Source organism: Desulfosporosinus fructosivorans, from assembly GCF_004766045.1.
Classification (GTDB): Bacteria; Bacillota; Desulfitobacteriia; order Desulfitobacteriales; family Desulfitobacteriaceae; genus Desulfosporosinus; species Desulfosporosinus fructosivorans.
The window spans coordinates 1-16,300 of record NZ_SPQQ01000027.1 but is presented as its reverse complement, the minus strand read 5'-3'; the positions used below and the strand labels follow the sequence as shown (position 1 = coordinate 16,300).

Below are 16,300 nucleotides of genomic sequence, written 5' to 3'. Positions count from 1 at the left end.
AAATGTCGAATCCGCGTGAAATAATTGCCAAAAGAGTAGCCCGTTTCTTTAACGAAGGGGACGTGGTAAACCTGGGGATCGGGATGCCGACGGCTGTAGCTAACTATATACCTGCAGGGAGCAACATTATGCTTCAGTCTGAGAATGGTTTTATCGGGCTAGGTCCAACTCCCTCGCAAGGTCAGGAAGACAAAGACGTGGTTAACGCCGGTGCAGCCCCTGTAACGATTCTCCCAGGTGGTGTATGTTTTGACAGTGCTACGTCCTTTGCACTTATTAGAGGGGGGCACTTGGCCGCTACGGTTCTAGGTGCCTTGGAAGTTGATGAAAAAGGAAACCTGGCTAACTGGATGGTTCCAGGTAAAATGGTACCAGGTATGGGTGGGGCTATGGATCTAGCAGCCGGAGCACGGAAAGTTATCATTGCTATGGAACACACCACTAAAGAAGGTGCCCCTAAAATTCTGAAAAAATGTACTTTGCCACTCACCGCCGCTAAGGAGGTTGATTATATAGTCACTGAACTGGGTGTTATGAAAGTAACCAAAGATGGCATCGTCTTAAAAGAATTAGCATCGGGCGTCACTGTTGAGGGAATCCAATCTAAGACTGAAGCAAAGCTAATTGTCCCTTCTACTGTCGGTTCAATGGAACTATGATGGCCACGATCTTAGTGAAGGAGAGGGCATTATATAAGGATTACCAGTCAAAAGGTACTGGAGCAAATTTCTGAATTGTTGATGACCAATCGGCAGCAATTCCCTCATCTTTACATCGCTATGTCCGATATCGGGTGGAATCGGTTGTAGGTGGTTAAGAGCATAATCGAAGATGTCGAAGGGCAGGAAGTTGTCCTTAGTACCAGAGTTGATTAAGTAAATATTTCTTAGGTTAAGGTAAACTCCGCTAGAACGTTTTGACGCTCTGGCTTTTTTGTTTGTAGCCTTGAACTTCGCGGATTATTCATTCTTTTGAGTTTGTAGATTCTTTCCATGCCGTGTTTGCCCATATTCAAGCCTATGACTTCCCTTCTTCGGTAACTCGTAACCCGTGGTTGCTTTGATGATAGCAATGAATAAGAATATTATTGGCAGGGTTCGTTATTGAGGTCAGCTCTACATAGAAAAATTCAGAAAGGTTACAATAGAATAATCTTGTACTTTGAGGAGAATGGGAGTCGAAAATGTTAGAAAACGGAAAAATATCTACCCGGCAATTTACTTTAATGCTCTTTTCTCTTTTGTTAAGTACAATTATGTTTGGTTTACCTCGAATTTTGATTGAACAAAGTAAACAAGACGTTTGGCAAGTAATGCTTATAACGTTAGTTATGGATGCTGCGATTGCTATAATTTACTTTATCCTTGGTATGAGGTATCCTCAGCAGACGATGATTCAATACAGCGAGACAATTCTGGGCCCATGGCTGGGCAAGATTTCAGGCCTTTTATTCATCCTGTTTTTTGGGTACATGACACTGATTATCTTAAAAACCGTCAGTGAATTTATTGATACAGTACTCTTGACAGGCACTCCAGAACTAGCTATCAATTTTATTCTGCTTCTGATTAGTCTCTATGCAGTCAATGCCGGTTTAGAGGTAGTTGCCAGGCTGAGCGAAATCATTGCTCCACTCATGCTTATTGCATTGCTGATCATTTTGACCTTTAGCCTGAATCGGGTCGAACTAGGAAATTTACGACCAGTTTTTCAACATGACGTTTGGGAATTACTAAAATTAAGCCTTCTACCCATTAGTTTGTATGGGGTCTGCGTCACAATGGGGGTATTTATGCCGTATCATAACAACCCTAAAGAAAGTCTTAAAGCAAAATGGATCGCCATTAGTAGTGTGACCATTCTGTCCATTATGACATTGATGTCCCTAATCACCATTTTCGGTACAAGTTATAGCAGCCAACAAGTATATCCGGTATTTCGCCTTGCTCAGATCATTAAAGTTGGTGATTTTTTTGAGCGTATTGAAACTTTAGTCATCATATTTCAGATTGCTGGTGCTTTTGTAAGCCTGGTCATACTCTATTATTCAAGCGTTCTGGGACTAGCCCAGATTTTAAAAATACAAAGGTATCAGACTTTGACGCCATATTTCGGAGTTACCATGCTAATACTATCGGAGTTTGTATTTAGCAATATTGCGGAAATGCATCAGTTTACGGAGACAATTTTCCCTTTCTTGGCTATATTTATCGAAGTTTTCCTGATCATTATGTTGCTTATTGTCAGTATAATTCGTCATGGAATTAAGAAGACATGACTAAGGGGAAAGGGGCAGCGCTTAATTGTTAAAGAAACTAAAAAAATTAAAAGAACTAAAGAAATTACCAGCTTACGGCCAACCGAAAACAGAGAGCGATAGCCGTCCTCCTTCTAATGAATCTGAAACTGAAGTTAATAAACTTACTTCGCTCTTAACAACCAATCTTACCGTTCTGAAAGAGCGGTTTCAGGGGAGTGTAGACATTGTTTTTCGTGAATTCAAGGTCGGTTTTGACCCCAATAAGAGCGCGGCCCTAATCTATATCGATGGTCTGGTTAAAGCTGAATCAATGAATGCAACGATCTTAAAACCCTTAATGTTTGATTTCGCGAGGGAAGAACTATGGCAGGAGCTTAATCAGCATAACTTGCTCACGTTCATCAGGGATTATGCTGTGCCCAATAACAGGGTGCAGGAATTTAGTCAGCTTCAAGATGTTATTGACAGCATCTTAAGAGGAAATGTAGCTCTACTCCTTGACAGTTATAATTCAGCCTTGATTTTCGATAGTAAAGGGTTCGAAGGTCGTGCGATATTAGAACCAGCTACCGAATCTGTTGTGCGGGGACCCCGGGAAGGCTTTAATGAGCGTCTGGGGATAAATCTCTCTTTATTACGGCGGAAAATTACTAATGAAAACTTAATTTTAGAACAATTGAATCTGGGGGCTCGTACGAAAACAACTGTCTGTTTTGCCTATTTAAGCGGAGTTGTCAACGAAAAATTAGTCAATGAAGTAAGAAACCGTCTGCAAAGAATTGATATCGACGGAATTTTGGAAAGCGGATATATCGAACAATTGATTGAAGATGCGCCAGTCTCAATCTTTCCTACGGTTGGCAATACGGAGAAGCCGGATATTCTAGCCGCGAAGCTACTAGAAGGGCGCATTGGCATATTTGTCGATGGCACTCCTATTGCCTTGACAGTTCCTTATCTCTTGGTCGAAGCTTTGCAAAGCTCAGAGGATTATTATTCTCGGCCTTATTTTGTGACGATTGTTCGCTGGCTTAGGATTGTTTCCCTGATATTTGCTCTTTACCTTCCAGCATTGTATATTGCTATCCAGAGTTTTCATCCGGACTTAATTCCGACTCCTTTGTTAGTTAGCATGGCAAAATCCAGAGAAGGGATACCTTTTCCTGCATACGTGGAAGTTTTTATTATGGGAATGATCTTTGAAATATTACGGGAGGCCGGAGTTCGCATGCCTCGTCCGATCGGGCAAGCGGTTAGTATTGTCGGGGGCTTAGTAATTGGTGAAGCTGCATCAAAGGCGAGCTTGGTCAGTGATACAGTCATTATCTTCGTAGCCTTAACTGGTATCGCCAGTTTTGTTATCCCATCTTTAGGGGATGTTATTCCGCTTAGTCGCCTCTTTCTCATAACTTGGGCTTCGTTTCTGGGCATATTCGGCCTCCTGATGGGGAGTATGGTCCTCTTTATTCATTTAACAAAATTACGCTCTTTTGGGGTCCCCTACCTGGCACCTCTGGCTCCAGCGAATCTAGACGATTGGCAGGATGTCCTGGTTAAAGCTCCTGCTTGGGCATTAAATACCCGCCCCCGGCTTTTCGGAGCCTGGAATTCTATTAGAGGACGCTCAACCAGGCCATCCCCAAAGAAAAAATGAGGTTAGAGCATGCAAAAAGGAAAAACAGCAATCTATTTATTATTAATCTTAGGGATTCCTTTGCTGATAACCGGTTGTTGGGACCGTAAGGAATTAGAGGGACGCGCAATAGTTACGCTGGTTGCTCTTGACAAAGGAGAAAATAATGAAATTAAATTTTCCGTTCAAATTGCACGCACCGCCGATTCCCCGGAATCAAGTAGTGGAGGCAGTTCTGGAAGCGAAAGGGCCAGTGTTATTATGAGTAGTACTGGAGATACCGTCATGGATGCCGTAAGAAATCTTATTTTAAAGTCTGGGCGCAAATTATATTATCCTCATAATACTGCTATCATTCTTGGTAATGAGATAGCCAAGGAGGGAATCCTGCCAGTACTCGATCTTTTCAACCGGGACGCCGAAATGCGTCCTCTTACATGGGTATTAGTCACTCCGGGAGAAGCAGCCGATATTCTTAAAGCTCAATCCACTTTGGAGAGTATGTCGGCAAAACAGCTTGATATGATGCTTAAAGATTTTGGAACAACATCAAAAACAGTAGCTACCTCCCTACTCGACACCATGAAGCAGCTAGCTTACGATTCGCCAGGGGCTGTCCTCAGTAACATTGAACTCGACCCTAATAATCCTAAAAAAACCTTGCTTCTTAACGGTGCTGCGGTCTTCCAGAGAGACAAGCTCATCGGAAGGCTTGATCCTCTAGATACTAGAGGTTATTTGTGGAGCCAAGGTAAAGTTGAATCGGGAGTAATTAGCATTCCCTGCCCGGGTGAGGGAAATAAAAAAGTTTCCATGGAAATTTTAAGGGCTAACCGGAAAATCGAATCGGATATAAGCGATGGCAAATTGAAATTTACGATTACTGTCAATGTGGAATCTCGTTTGGCTGAGCAGGCGTGCCTAACAGATTTGGGCAATCCGGAAAAGCTTATGGAGTTAAAGAAGAGCCAGGGTGAGGTAATAGAAAAAGAAATCAGGAGTATTGTTGATAAAGCCCAAGAAAAATACAGTACCGATATTTTTGGGTTTGGGACTGAGTTAAGCCGAAAATTTCCACAGGAATGGCAAGAAATAAAAGAAAATTGGGCGGAGGAGTTCCCAAAAGCTGAAGTGGATATCGTTGTTAATTCCAAAATCTCCGATATTGGTTTGGTTAAGAAACCGCTTTAATCGATTCGAAAGTTAAGCAGGAATTATAAAAAGCTATTAAAAAATTTCTATAGTTGCCAGAATGTTTGGACGTTCTGGTTTTAACGAACCCGGAAATCACCATAAACAGAGACAAAGTCACGAGTGACACGAATTACGGAATACTCGGATAAATCTAACCCTAGAGATTTATCCGTCCCAGTTTGTATGATATCAGTTCGCAATAGATGCCAAAAACTTGGCGAGGCCTGTCTTTAAGGGCGTTGTAGAATTGAGCTATGAGCGTAGTATCGAAATGCGAGGATTCCCTCAATGGGAAGTTCCAGTTGTTCGAGCATGTTCTTTATCAAACAAGTTTTTCCGCAGAGTTCCTAATTCAAAATTGATAATTACGATGGCAAGAAGTGTTATTAACCCACCGACAAGCTGGATGGCTAAAACACGTTCTTTGAGAATAAGGTAACCGCTGAGAACTCCAACAACAGGGATCAGATTTAAATAGATGGTTGTTAGAGCCACATCCAAACGTTTCAAGGCATAGTTATACAAAAAGTAGGCTATACATGAGCAAAAAATTGCCTGAAATAAAATATTACCTAACGCTATAAGCGAAAACAGTTTCCATTCTTTATACTCAAAAAGTGACAAAGGAATAAATAACAGGGTTCCAAAGATCGTTTGGTAGGCAGTTAAAAATAATCCCGAATATTTGCCATGAAGAGACTTATTGACCAAAGTAAATAATGCCCATGACAGCATTGCAGCAATCATTAAAATATTTCCAATAAAATGGGCGGAATTTAGTTCAACCCTACCATTGGCGGTAACAGCAAGGTAAGAACCCCCTATGGCTATGCTAACTCCCAATAGCTTTATTAAGGATAGCTTGCCGTGGCAGAATAGTACATCTAAGGTTATTGTAATAATTGGAACGACGGAAACGATTAGGGAAGCGTTTGTTGCTGTGGTGAATTTGACTCCGATGTTTTCAAGGATGAAATATAAGGTGATGCCAAAAATCCCGCCTAAAACCATTTTCGGCAGATCAGATTTATCTAGTTTCGCCTTTGGTTCAACTTTTCGGATAATAATTCCGAGTATTAAGGAGGCAATCATAAAACGGATAAGTGCCATTGTGATAGGGGGGATTTCAATAAGAGTTGCCTTAATGCTAACATAAGAAATTCCCCAAATAATTATTACAGCAACCATGGCTAAATTGGCCTTCAATACAGTTTTCGTCATAATTCTCCTCTTCTATTAACATGATTGACAATAATCCATTATACTACATTGTTTCTAATGTAATGGAAGTTGCTCACTGAGGATATGGTCTCTGTGGATAGGAGAATCTTTCGAAGATACATTTCTTATGATAAACTAATTACTAATGTTGAAGCTGACCAAGAGAGAACAATCTTTAAGGAGGTTAGGTCCTTTAAAAAGTCGTAATTGAAGAATTCTGGTATACACAACCCATCTTCTAAAGGTGATTAAAGGATTTACATAGGTATAGTGGAGAGGATGAGGATGATGAATCTCCAAACAAGCGATTGGCATTGGCAAGAGATTTTTGAATCTATGCATAATGGTGTTGTTGCGATCAACCGAAACAAAGAGGTCATTGTTTTTAATAGAGCTGCATCGAGGGTTCTTAATATTCCTCAATCTCTAGCAATTGGAGCTCAGATAGATCAGGTGATATCCAATTCAAACTTAATCCAGGTTATGAAGAATGGAAAGGAAGAATACAATCAACGGTTGGATATTAATGACCGTTCTATCATTTCTAACCGAAGTCCTATCTGGCGAGGAAATAATATTATCGGAGCAGTAGCTATCTTTCAAGATATTTCAGAATTTGAGGTACTATCTCATCAACTAGATACGTTTAAGGCGATTAATAAAAGCTTGGATGATGTGATCGAGTCTTTAGATGATGGAATTGTCGTAGCTAACGCTCAAGGTGTAATTGTTCGTGCTAATGACGCCTATCAACATATGACAGGAATTACCGCGAAGGAGTTTGTAGGTAAACACGTGAGTGATTTGTTAAAGCAAGGCTACATGAACAAATCGGTTACGGAAATGGTCTTGGAACGGCGATCCCAAGTTAACGTAATGGATGTAAGAAATGGCAAGGATTTATTATTGAGCGGTAACCCGATCTTTGACGAGAGTGGCAACGTTACGTTTGTAGTAACTGCAATTCGTGATGTTTCTCAATTAAATGAGTTAAAAGCAAAATTGGCTGAAAGCGAACAAATAAAAGACAAGTATTTTCGTTTGCTTGAGCATTTGCGTTCTCAACAGCCTTTTAAGAAAATCATTACCAAAGATCCAGAAATGCAAAAGAAGTTAGAAATTGCTTACCATGTTGCTGATGTGAACACAAATGTTTTGATTCTTGGAGAAACCGGTGTAGGTAAGGAACTTATCGCTCAACTAATCCATCGCGCGAGTAAACGAGCTAAGCAACCTTTTATCAAAATTAATTGTGGGGCTATTCCTCCAAATCTGGTCGAATCAGAACTTTTCGGTTATGAGTCGGGTTCCTTTACAGGAGCGCTAAAGGAGGGAAAATCAGGTCTATTTGAGCTTGCTCAAGGTGGAACAATATTTCTTGATGAAGTAGGAGAGCTATCGCTGGATTTACAGGTCAAGATTCTTCGTGCAATTCAGGACAAAGAAATAACCAGAATAGGTGGCAAGAAACCAATTCTACTTGACGTAAGGATTGTTGCCGCCACAAACAGAGAATTGGAAAGCATGGTCAAAGAAAAGACTTTTCGTGAGGACTTGTATTACAGGTTGAATGTGGTTCCGATACTTATCCCACCATTAAGGGATCGTAAGGCAGATATACTTTCTCTAGTAGCGGAATTTTTAGGGAAATTTAATCGTAAGTATGGATATCAAAAATGGATTCACCCAGATGTTATGGATGTCTTTTTGGAATATGATTGGCCAGGAAATATACGGGAATTAGAAAACACCATCGAACGCCTAGTTGTAACTTATCGCGAAGATTGTATTGGGATGGATGCATTAGTGGGGACTTCACTTCAGTTATTAAAGCCATCAAAAATAGATATCACATCGTTACAGGCTTGTGTGGAAAGTGAGGAACGTCGACTACTTGCTGAAGCATACCGTACTACAGGAAGTACACGAAAGGCTGCAGCAATTTTGAAGATTAGTCAATCCAGTATGGTTAAAAAAATGCAGAAGTATAAAATTGAGTCAACAAGCACTAAATGAGTAGTAAAAATTATAGTGATGAAATATCGAATCATGCGAACACTCCTGGAATCGGCTGTAAAACGTTAGTGGGAGCTGCTTTTCTTGAATTTATTTAGAATTAAGTGATTGTTTCTGTGATCAGAGTATTCAGCAAACGTTGAATACTCTGATTTTTTTGATTGGCATGACAATTGCAAAGAGTTATAGATAGGCAAATAAATAATGAAAGGAGTATCAATATACTCAGTTTGTAGTTGGCTTGTCGCGTATATTGAGGGTTTAATACTCTCAAAATCAAAAAGTGGAAAGTAAAGGGAAGGTGATCGAAAGGAGACTTTAATACATCGGTAGAAACCTAGTCTATCTGTTGTTGGATGGCTGGGGATATGAGGACTTGGAGTAAGTTAATACCCGGATCAATTTAGTGAGGCTGTAAAGGAAAGGCATTGACCAAGAAACGGAATTATTCTATATCGAATAGAAAATGGAGGACATTAAAGATGGCACAACCAGCAGAAAACGTTTATGGAAAAACTTTTAGCATACCTCAAAGGTTGGAAAGACTGCCACTAACCTCTTACCAAAAAAAGATCTTTTATATCATAGCGACAGCCTGGTTTTTTGATTCAATGGATTTAGGAATGTTAACCTTTGTTTTAGGTTCCATTAAGACCTATTTCAACTTGACTACAGTCCAAGCTGGGCTGCTCTCGAGCTCTAGTTTTTTAGGAATGTTTCTAGGAGCAGCTATTGCGGGAATGCTCGCTGACCGATTTGGACGCAAAATTGTTTTCCAATATAGTATGATACTATGGGGAACTGCTAGCTTCATTTGCGCACTCGCCCCAACTGTCGGTATGTTAGCCTTTGGTAGAATTTTATTAGGATTTGGAATGGGGATGGAGTTTCCGATCGGACAATCTCTAGTTTCCGAATTTATCCCCGCTAAAAATCGTGGACGCTATATTGCGTTACTAGAAGGTTTTTGGCCCATCGGTTTCATTGCGGCTGGTCTGTTAGCCTATTTTATCTTGCCAATTGGTGGTTGGCGTTGGGTATTTGCTTGTGAAGGCATACCTGCGATCTTTGTACTCATTATTAGACGGCTTGTGCCAGAATCCCCTCGTTGGTTAGATACCAGTGGACAACATGAAGAGGCTAATAAAGTGATGTTGGTCTTTGAAGAGGGCGTGAAAAAAGCCTATGGACACGAACTCCCACCTGTTCAAAATATCGATCTTTCCGCAGTGGCATCAACGGGTAAACGTAAGTTTTCTTTCCTTGAACTTTGGGCACCAGGCTATGTTAAACGGACCATTATGGTCTGGTCTTTATGGTTCTTTGCCTTACTAGGTTACTATGGAATAACGACCTGGCTAGGAGCCTTCTTACAACAGGCTGGTTACTCGGTCACAAAATCAGTCTTCTATACGATCATTATTTCACTTGCTGGCGTCCCTGGGTTCTTCACAGCTGCTTATTTCATAGAAGCAAAAGGACGTAAAATAACGATTATCACAGTGCTCTTGGGTTGCGCGGTTTCTGCTTACTTCTATGGGACTGCGACAAGTCTAACAACGCTCATTGCTTACGGTTTGTGCATGCAATTCTTCCTCTTTGGTATGTGGTCATCAATTTATGCCTATACTCCAGAACTTTACCCAACTAGGGCGAGGGCGACCGGTTCAGGTTTTGCCTCCGCGATCGGCAGGTTAGGATCACTTTTAGGTCCATATATTGTTGCTGTACTCTTACCAAGAACAGGACAGTCTGGGATATTTGCACTTGGAGCGGCTTGTTTTGTGATAGCTGCACTCGTCGTCGGGTTCTTAGGCGTAGAAACCAAAGGCAAAGTGCTCGAGGAGATTTCCGCTTAAGTACCTATATATTAGTATTGTACTTAAAGTCGTTAGCCCCTCTGTATCATTCGCGGTAGGGGCTAATCTTTAAAAAAAGCCCATGGTGTTGAATAGTCAATCTCATAATCAGATTTGTATAAACACTGGGTGTAACTGAGTAAACAATAGCAACTTCCTTACGAATTGCTGAAAATATTTCTTCAAAAGCCCATAAGAAGGAGGAGAATCGCTAATCAATGATTATTATAGGTGAGAAAATTAACGGCTCTATTCCATCGATGGCCAAAGCCATTCGAGAAAAAAACGAAGACTTCATTCGTGAGTGCGCCAAAAGGCAAGCCGAAGCAGGCGCTACCTACCTTGATGTTTGTGCATCGGTAGAAGTAGAATTCGAAGTCGAAACCATGAAATGGTTGATTGATTTGATACAGGAAGTTACCGATCTACCGATCTGTGTTGACAGTCCAAGTCCATATTCCATTTTAGCCGCATTACCCTTTTGCAAAAAAACAGGTTTAGTCAACTCTGTATCCATGGAGGGTGATAAAATCGATGTGATATTCCCTGTTATCGCGGATACTAAATGGGAATGTGTTGCGCTTCTTTGTGATGGCAAAGGGATTCCGGATTCTGTGGAAAAACGCTTAGAAGTCTTTGAAAATATTATGAAGAGGGCAAAAGAATTTAAGATTGATCCATCCCGATTGCATATCGATCCACTGGTAGAGACCTTATCCACTAATGAAACTGCTTTAACCACCTTTGTAAAATGTGCAAGAGAAATAAAGAAACGCTATCCAACCATCCATGTGACAAGTGGCTTAAGCAATATTTCCTTTGGATTGCCTGCTCGCAAACTCATTAACCAAGCCTTTATGGTCCTAGCTGTGAACGCGGGCATGGATAGCGCGATCGTTGACCCTACAAACAGAGATATGTTGGGCCTGATTTATGCCTCAAAGGCATTATTACAAGAGGATGAATACTGCTTAGACTATATTTCAGCGTTTAGAGATGGCTTAATTGGACCTTTGCTAAAAGTATACTAAAGCTAATCAGTAAAAATTGTTGAAATAATAATTTAGTGTCTAAGCACAAAATGGAGGGAAAAAACATGTCGAAAATTCAAGAAATCTCAACTGCCATTGAATTCGGTAAGAAGAAGATTATCAAAGGTCTCGTTGATGAGGCAATAGCAGAAGGGTGTAATCCAATCGATATCTTAAATCAAGGTATGATTGAGGCTATGAGCATTGTAGGTGAAAAATTTAAAGCCAATGAAATTTATGTTCCTGAAATGCTAATCGCTGCGCGTGCCATGAAAGAGGGTGTGGAACATTTAAAACCGCATCTAGCGGGCGACCAGAGTGCTGTACTTGGCAAATTCATCATCGGGACAGTTGAAGGTGACTTACACGATATCGGTAAAAACCTTGTTGCTATGATGATTGAAAGTGCCGGATATACGGTCATCGATTTAGGGGTTGATGTTTCAACAGAAAAATTTATCGAAGCAATTAAAGCGAATCCAGATTGTCACCTTGTTGGTCTTTCAGCGTTATTAACAACTACAATGCCCTCTTTAAAAAAATCAGTCGCTGCAATTATTGAAGCTGGTTTAAATAAACAAGTTAAGATCATAGTCGGTGGTGCGCCTATCACTCAAGAATTTGCAGATTCGATCGGTGCTGATGCTTTTGCAGCGGATGCGGGATCAGCTGCAAGTATAGCAAAAGCCTTCTCAGCTTAACCATATATTATCGAAAAACTATTCAAACAACAGGGAGGAATAAAGATGAACAGACGCGAAAGAGTTTTATGTGCTCTGAATCATAAAGAACCGGATCGTATTCCGCTCGATCTTGGAGCAGGGTGTTCGTGTAAATTTACGAAGTATTTTTATGTAAAGCTTTTAGACTACTTTGGCATACAAGAAGATGAACTGGAAATGTGTCATATACCTTACCAGCTAGTCTATGCATCGGATAAAGTATTGGATCTATTAGGCTGTGATGTTCGTGCAGCAAGAATCAAGCCCATTAAACAGGGCGTGAGTTATTATGCCAAGAAATGGGAAGACGATAAAAGTCTTTTCTATAGAAATGATTGGGGAACCGTATACAGAATGCCAAAGCATCAAGGTCTATATTACGACTTAGCCGGGTGTGCTTTGGGAGATGCAGAGGATGAAGAAGATGACAAAAAGTTTGTATGGCCAACCCCGGATAAATACGATATGGCTGGACGAAAGGAATTAGAAGACTACCGTGCAGCAGGATTTGCAAACACCATTTCAGAGCAGTTTGGTAATGGCTTCTTGCAAACCGGACCTTTGATCTGGGGCTTTGAAAACTGGCTTGCTATGTTACTTTCTGAGCCGGAACGCTGTATTCCATTTATGGATAAATTGCTAGAAAAGAAAATGGAGTATTATGACAACATTTTTGACGTATATGGTGGGCTGATTGATGTTACCAGTGAGGCTGACGATTTTGGTACACAACGTGGAACTTTTATTTCCCCTCAACTCATCAGAGATATGATACTCCCCTACCATAAGAAACTAAATGACTACGTCAAATCCAAGGGAGATGTCAAAATAACGCTCCACAGTTGTGGCTCTGTCACAGCGGCATTGCCGGACATCATTAAAGCTGGCTATGATATTTTAAATCCTGTACAGATTGCGGCTGCAGATATGGGTCCAGAACTGTTAAAGAGTAGATATGGCAAGGACATTGTATTCTGGGGTGGCGGGATAAATACTCAATCGACTCTTCCAAACGGAACGCCCGAACAAGTTAGAGAAGAAACCAAAAGAAACATGGATATATTTGGAAAAGATGGAGGTTTCGTGTTCTCGACTGTTCACAATGTACAAGATGACGTCCCTATTGAAAATTTTATAGCTATGTGGGAGACTTTCCACGCTAATTGTAAATACTGATGTAAATCTAACAGGTTTGCGTCTTTAGGATCATCTGAATGTTTAAAACCGGGGAAGTATTGAGCTCCCCCGGTTTTAACCTTGGTTTGCCTGTTTATCCGTTACTTTTCACTCAAGGGTACACCCACACTTATACATTTATGGGTTGGGTGACACCCGGAAAGTATGATTATGCCTATATCGTCGATAATCAGGCCCGCTCATTTGGGGGACAAGTGTTTCACGTGAGAAGCACTACAGATGATCCAGTGCATCACATTGATGGCATGGCGTTTTTCATGTATTTTTAAGGTTAATAAACGAACACCCTTGGAGAAAATTTACACCAAGCTGGCAGCTAAATTGACGCAGATTTGGCGGCCAATGTATTAGAATAAATATAATGTAAAAAATAAGGGGGTGTGTGAAAACTCAGCCCCCGAAACTCTAAGTGGTTGCAACAAGCATGATCCATCCTTGGATTGGAGCCTTTCCTGGGGTGGCTATTCTGACGATGGCAGTGGGGACCAACTTCATCTGCGACAGTTTGAGGGATTTTCTTGACCCTCGGCTGAGAAAGGAACTGTAAACTTACTCACACAACCTCTGATAATTTGGGGGTTGTATTTTTTTGGTTTACTTTGTAGTACACAAAATCTACTTGGATAAATAAGTTTACCAAATTAAGGCGATGTGAGATAGCACATTGATAATTGTATTTTACGCTATCACATATAAGTTTATTGGTCGGGCATATTAATGAAAGTTGTAGAGAAAATGAGGTGAATATTGTGACTGTAGGTTTATTTGTCTTTATTGCTTGGATAGTTATTAGTGTTTATTTTTATGTTCCTAAACAATTAAGTACAAAAGATAATATTCTTCTCTTTTTTTTCCTTACAATCATCTCAATGAACATATTTACCATACTCGATTTAAATCTAAACCTTATGCAGCATAGTAATAAAACGGACATGTTCATTAGTTTCTGGTTACACAGAAATATTATCATACCATTTTCGCTCATGATTTTTGCTAATTTCATTGATAAATTCTTTGTAACGGTGTTGGTATTTTCAATTTTATATTTGATCAACTTATTGGCATTTTGGGTTGGTTTTATATCTTGTGGCTCGAACCTATATTTAGGCTCTGCTATCTTATTAATGGTATTTATGTTACTTGCATTTATTACAATGAAGTTGGTAACTAAATTACCTATAGGGGAGTCAATGTAATGTATATTATTTATGATCGGAATTTCAATAGCAATGAATGGTTTGTTATAGGCTCATTAATAATAGGGGTTATACTGGTGTGGAAACTTCCAAAAAGGTTCTCATTCAAAGAATCATTAGTTTATTTAATATACTTTATTTTTGTTGGAATGATATTTGACCACACAATAAGCATTGAACCATTTGATTATTACGATGTTAATGATTCATCCTCTTATCAATTAATGGATTTTATGTCATATCTTTCATTCGGACCCTTCGGATATTTATATATTTACTTTTATGACTTCTTTAAAATACAAAATAAGTACAACGCTTTCTATATTTTGTTATGGACAATAATTGCGTTAGTAACAGAATATATTGCTCATGCGTTCGGAGTATACCACTATAAGAATGGTTATGAGATATACTATTCGTTTCCCATATATTTACTAATACTAACATCTCATTTATATTTGTATAAATTACTGAATCGAAAAATGGTTAATGCTAATTGAACTGACCCTGATTTCACTTAAGGAAATTTACCCAGCCAGAAAGATCTCTATAGAAACGAGAAACCCTACTGCAAGCACATTAAGAAAACTTTCCTTAGGCTGGTTGCCAGATAAAATATGATGGGCTATCGAATTATAAAGAGTCCTCCTAGTAGATGATTTGTAAAATGGACCCTATAAAGTAGACAGTTAAAAAAGAGGCCTACTGGCCAAAAATCAAATGACTCTATTTTATAGGGTCTTTTTTGTAATACTAGGAGGACTCTTTTAACATAGGTTTTGTAGCACTCCATTGTGGATTAAAGCAGATTAAATATTTCTAGTCCTTTACCAGCAATGCTAAAATCAGAATAGTGTGTTAAAATTCAAACAAAGACTTTATAAGGAGTGAATAGTAATGCTAGATCTCCGTGAAGAGAACCAGGACATTTTTTATTATGTTTTAGAGTCCATGCAGGGTGTCGTAGTAACAGATAATGACGGCAAGATTATCTTTTTAAATGACAGATATGCGGATATCTTACATGTAAATCGACATGAAGTCATCGGAAAAGATGTTATAGATGTAATCCCTGGTACAAGGATGCATATTGTAGCTAGGACAGGACGCGAAGAAATAGGTTCTTTATTTAAACTTAAGAATGGTGAGTCTGTACTGGTTAACCGGATACCAGTTAGAAAAAATGGTGAGATAATTGGAGTAGCAGCCTTTAGTTCTCTCTCAAAATTGGATGAAGTGAGTACCTTTGCTACAATTCAGAAAATCACTCATTTAAGCCAGGAATTAAATCAATATAAGAGTGAATTGAACAAATTAAGAGGGGCTAAATACTCGCTGGATCAAATTATCGGCAACTCTCCCAACCTTATCAAAATGAAGGAGTTAATAAGAAAAGTAGCCCAGACCAAGTCTACGGTCCTGATAACCGGAGAGACAGGCACTGGCAAAGAACTGGTTGCCCATGCTATACACCAGCTTAGTACAAGGAGCCATCATTCTTTTGTTAGGGTCAATTGTGCTGCTATTCCTAATGATCTACTTGAATCTGAATTATTTGGCTATGAGGAAGGAGCCTTTACCGGAGCCAAAAAGGGTGGTAAAGTAGGCAAATTCGAACTAGCTAATTGTGGTTCATTACTCCTTGATGAGATTAATCAGATGCCCCTGTATCTTCAATCCAAGCTTCTTAGAGTCATTCAGGAAAAAGAGGTAGAAAGAGTTGGGGGTAATAATCCTTTTGATATAGATGTTAGATTGATATTTACAACGAATCAAAATCTTCATGATCTCGTTCACCAGGATAATTTCAGGGAGGATCTCTTTTATCGTATTAATGTTATGAGTATTGAAATTCCACCATTACGGACGCGGCTTGATGACATCCCCTTGTTGGTTGAACATTTCATCTCCAAAATTAACAAAGAACTTGGTTTGAATATTACGGGGATTGATAATGAAGTCATTAAACTA

Annotated in this window: 12 protein-coding genes; 11 read left to right on the top strand and 1 reads right to left on the bottom strand. The window is 39.6% G+C overall.

The genetic code is table 11. The features are described from left to right. Positions 1-2: 2 nt before the first annotated feature. From E4K67_RS28570 to E4K67_RS28555, 4 genes are all read left to right on the top strand, one after another. Complete coding sequence (locus E4K67_RS28570) at positions 3-659, top strand: 3-oxoacid CoA-transferase subunit B (protein ID WP_135552985.1); 657 nt, start codon at positions 3-5, stop codon at positions 657-659. A 524-nt stretch (positions 660-1,183) separates the two neighbouring features. Further along, positions 1,184-2,278 carry a GerAB/ArcD/ProY family transporter gene (locus E4K67_RS28565; RefSeq protein ID WP_135552983.1) on the top strand — a complete coding sequence of 365 codons (1,095 nt, stop codon included), beginning with the start codon at positions 1,184-1,186 and terminating at the stop codon, positions 2,276-2,278. Positions 2,279-2,303: 25 nt separating this feature from the next. Further along, entirely contained in the window at positions 2,304-3,914 is a 1,611-nt protein-coding gene (locus E4K67_RS28560) for a spore germination protein (RefSeq protein WP_135552982.1), read from the top strand. Positions 3,915-3,923: 9 nt separating this feature from the next. Continuing rightward, entirely contained in the window at positions 3,924-5,084 is a 1,161-nt protein-coding gene (locus tag E4K67_RS28555; RefSeq protein WP_135552980.1) for a Ger(x)C family spore germination protein, read from the top strand. 288 nt (positions 5,085-5,372) lie between these two features. Here the strand turns inward: E4K67_RS28555 and E4K67_RS28550 are convergent, their stop codons facing one another. Next, positions 5,373-6,308 (bottom strand): DMT family transporter, encoded by a 936-nt coding sequence (locus E4K67_RS28550; protein ID WP_135552978.1) that lies wholly within the window; start codon positions 6,306-6,308, stop codon positions 5,373-5,375. Positions 6,309-6,593: 285 nt separating this feature from the next. Between E4K67_RS28550 and E4K67_RS28545 the strand changes: the two genes are divergently transcribed. The 7 genes from E4K67_RS28545 to E4K67_RS28510 all read left to right on the top strand — a co-directional run. Next, a complete protein-coding gene (locus tag E4K67_RS28545; protein ID WP_243454676.1) occupies positions 6,594-8,324 on the top strand; it encodes a sigma-54 interaction domain-containing protein in 1,731 nt (576 codons plus the stop codon). Positions 8,325-8,806: 482 nt separating this feature from the next. Continuing rightward, positions 8,807-10,183 carry an MFS transporter gene (locus tag E4K67_RS28540; protein ID WP_135552976.1) on the top strand — a complete coding sequence of 459 codons (1,377 nt, stop codon included), beginning with the start codon at positions 8,807-8,809 and terminating at the stop codon, positions 10,181-10,183. A gap of 218 nt (positions 10,184-10,401) precedes the next feature. Further along, positions 10,402-11,214: a methyltetrahydrofolate cobalamin methyltransferase gene (locus E4K67_RS28535; protein WP_135552974.1), complete on the top strand. Its 813-nt coding sequence runs from the start codon at positions 10,402-10,404 to the stop codon at positions 11,212-11,214. A 65-nt stretch (positions 11,215-11,279) separates the two neighbouring features. Continuing rightward, a complete protein-coding gene (locus E4K67_RS28530; RefSeq protein WP_135552972.1) occupies positions 11,280-11,915 on the top strand; it encodes a corrinoid protein in 636 nt (211 codons plus the stop codon). A gap of 45 nt (positions 11,916-11,960) precedes the next feature. Beyond that, a complete protein-coding gene (locus E4K67_RS28525) occupies positions 11,961-13,112 on the top strand; it encodes a uroporphyrinogen decarboxylase family protein (protein ID WP_135552971.1) in 1,152 nt (383 codons plus the stop codon). 38 nt (positions 13,113-13,150) lie between these two features. Then, the gene (locus E4K67_RS28520; protein ID WP_243454675.1) at positions 13,151-13,402 is read left to right on the top strand and encodes a hypothetical protein; all 252 of its coding nucleotides are present in this window, start codon (positions 13,151-13,153) and stop codon (positions 13,400-13,402) included. Between the two features lie 1,824 nt (positions 13,403-15,226). Beyond that, positions 15,227-16,300: sigma-54 interaction domain-containing protein (locus tag E4K67_RS28510; RefSeq protein ID WP_135552967.1), on the top strand; the 1,074-nt coding region annotated here is incomplete at its 3' end.

What these genes read in the sequence shown, in the direction of transcription:
- E4K67_RS28570 (WP_135552985.1), top strand. Translation starts at nt 3, where the DNA reads ATGTCGAATCCGCGTGAAATAATTGCCAAAAGAGTAGCCCGTTTCTTT.
- E4K67_RS28565 (WP_135552983.1), top strand. Translation starts at nt 1,184, where the DNA reads ATGTTAGAAAACGGAAAAATATCTACCCGGCAATTTACTTTAATGCTC.
- E4K67_RS28555 (WP_135552980.1), top strand. Translation starts at nt 3,924, where the DNA reads ATGCAAAAAGGAAAAACAGCAATCTATTTATTATTAATCTTAGGGATT.
- E4K67_RS28550 (WP_135552978.1), bottom strand. Translation starts at nt 6,308, where the DNA reads ATGACGAAAACTGTATTGAAGGCCAATTTAGCCATGGTTGCTGTAATA.
- E4K67_RS28545 (WP_243454676.1), top strand. Translation starts at nt 6,594, where the DNA reads ATGATGAATCTCCAAACAAGCGATTGGCATTGGCAAGAGATTTTTGAA.
- E4K67_RS28540 (WP_135552976.1), top strand. Translation starts at nt 8,807, where the DNA reads ATGGCACAACCAGCAGAAAACGTTTATGGAAAAACTTTTAGCATACCT.
- E4K67_RS28535 (WP_135552974.1), top strand. Translation starts at nt 10,402, where the DNA reads ATGATTATTATAGGTGAGAAAATTAACGGCTCTATTCCATCGATGGCC.
- E4K67_RS28530 (WP_135552972.1), top strand. Translation starts at nt 11,280, where the DNA reads ATGTCGAAAATTCAAGAAATCTCAACTGCCATTGAATTCGGTAAGAAG.
- E4K67_RS28525 (WP_135552971.1), top strand. Translation starts at nt 11,961, where the DNA reads ATGAACAGACGCGAAAGAGTTTTATGTGCTCTGAATCATAAAGAACCG.
- E4K67_RS28520 (WP_243454675.1), top strand. Translation starts at nt 13,151, where the DNA reads ATGTTTAAAACCGGGGAAGTATTGAGCTCCCCCGGTTTTAACCTTGGT.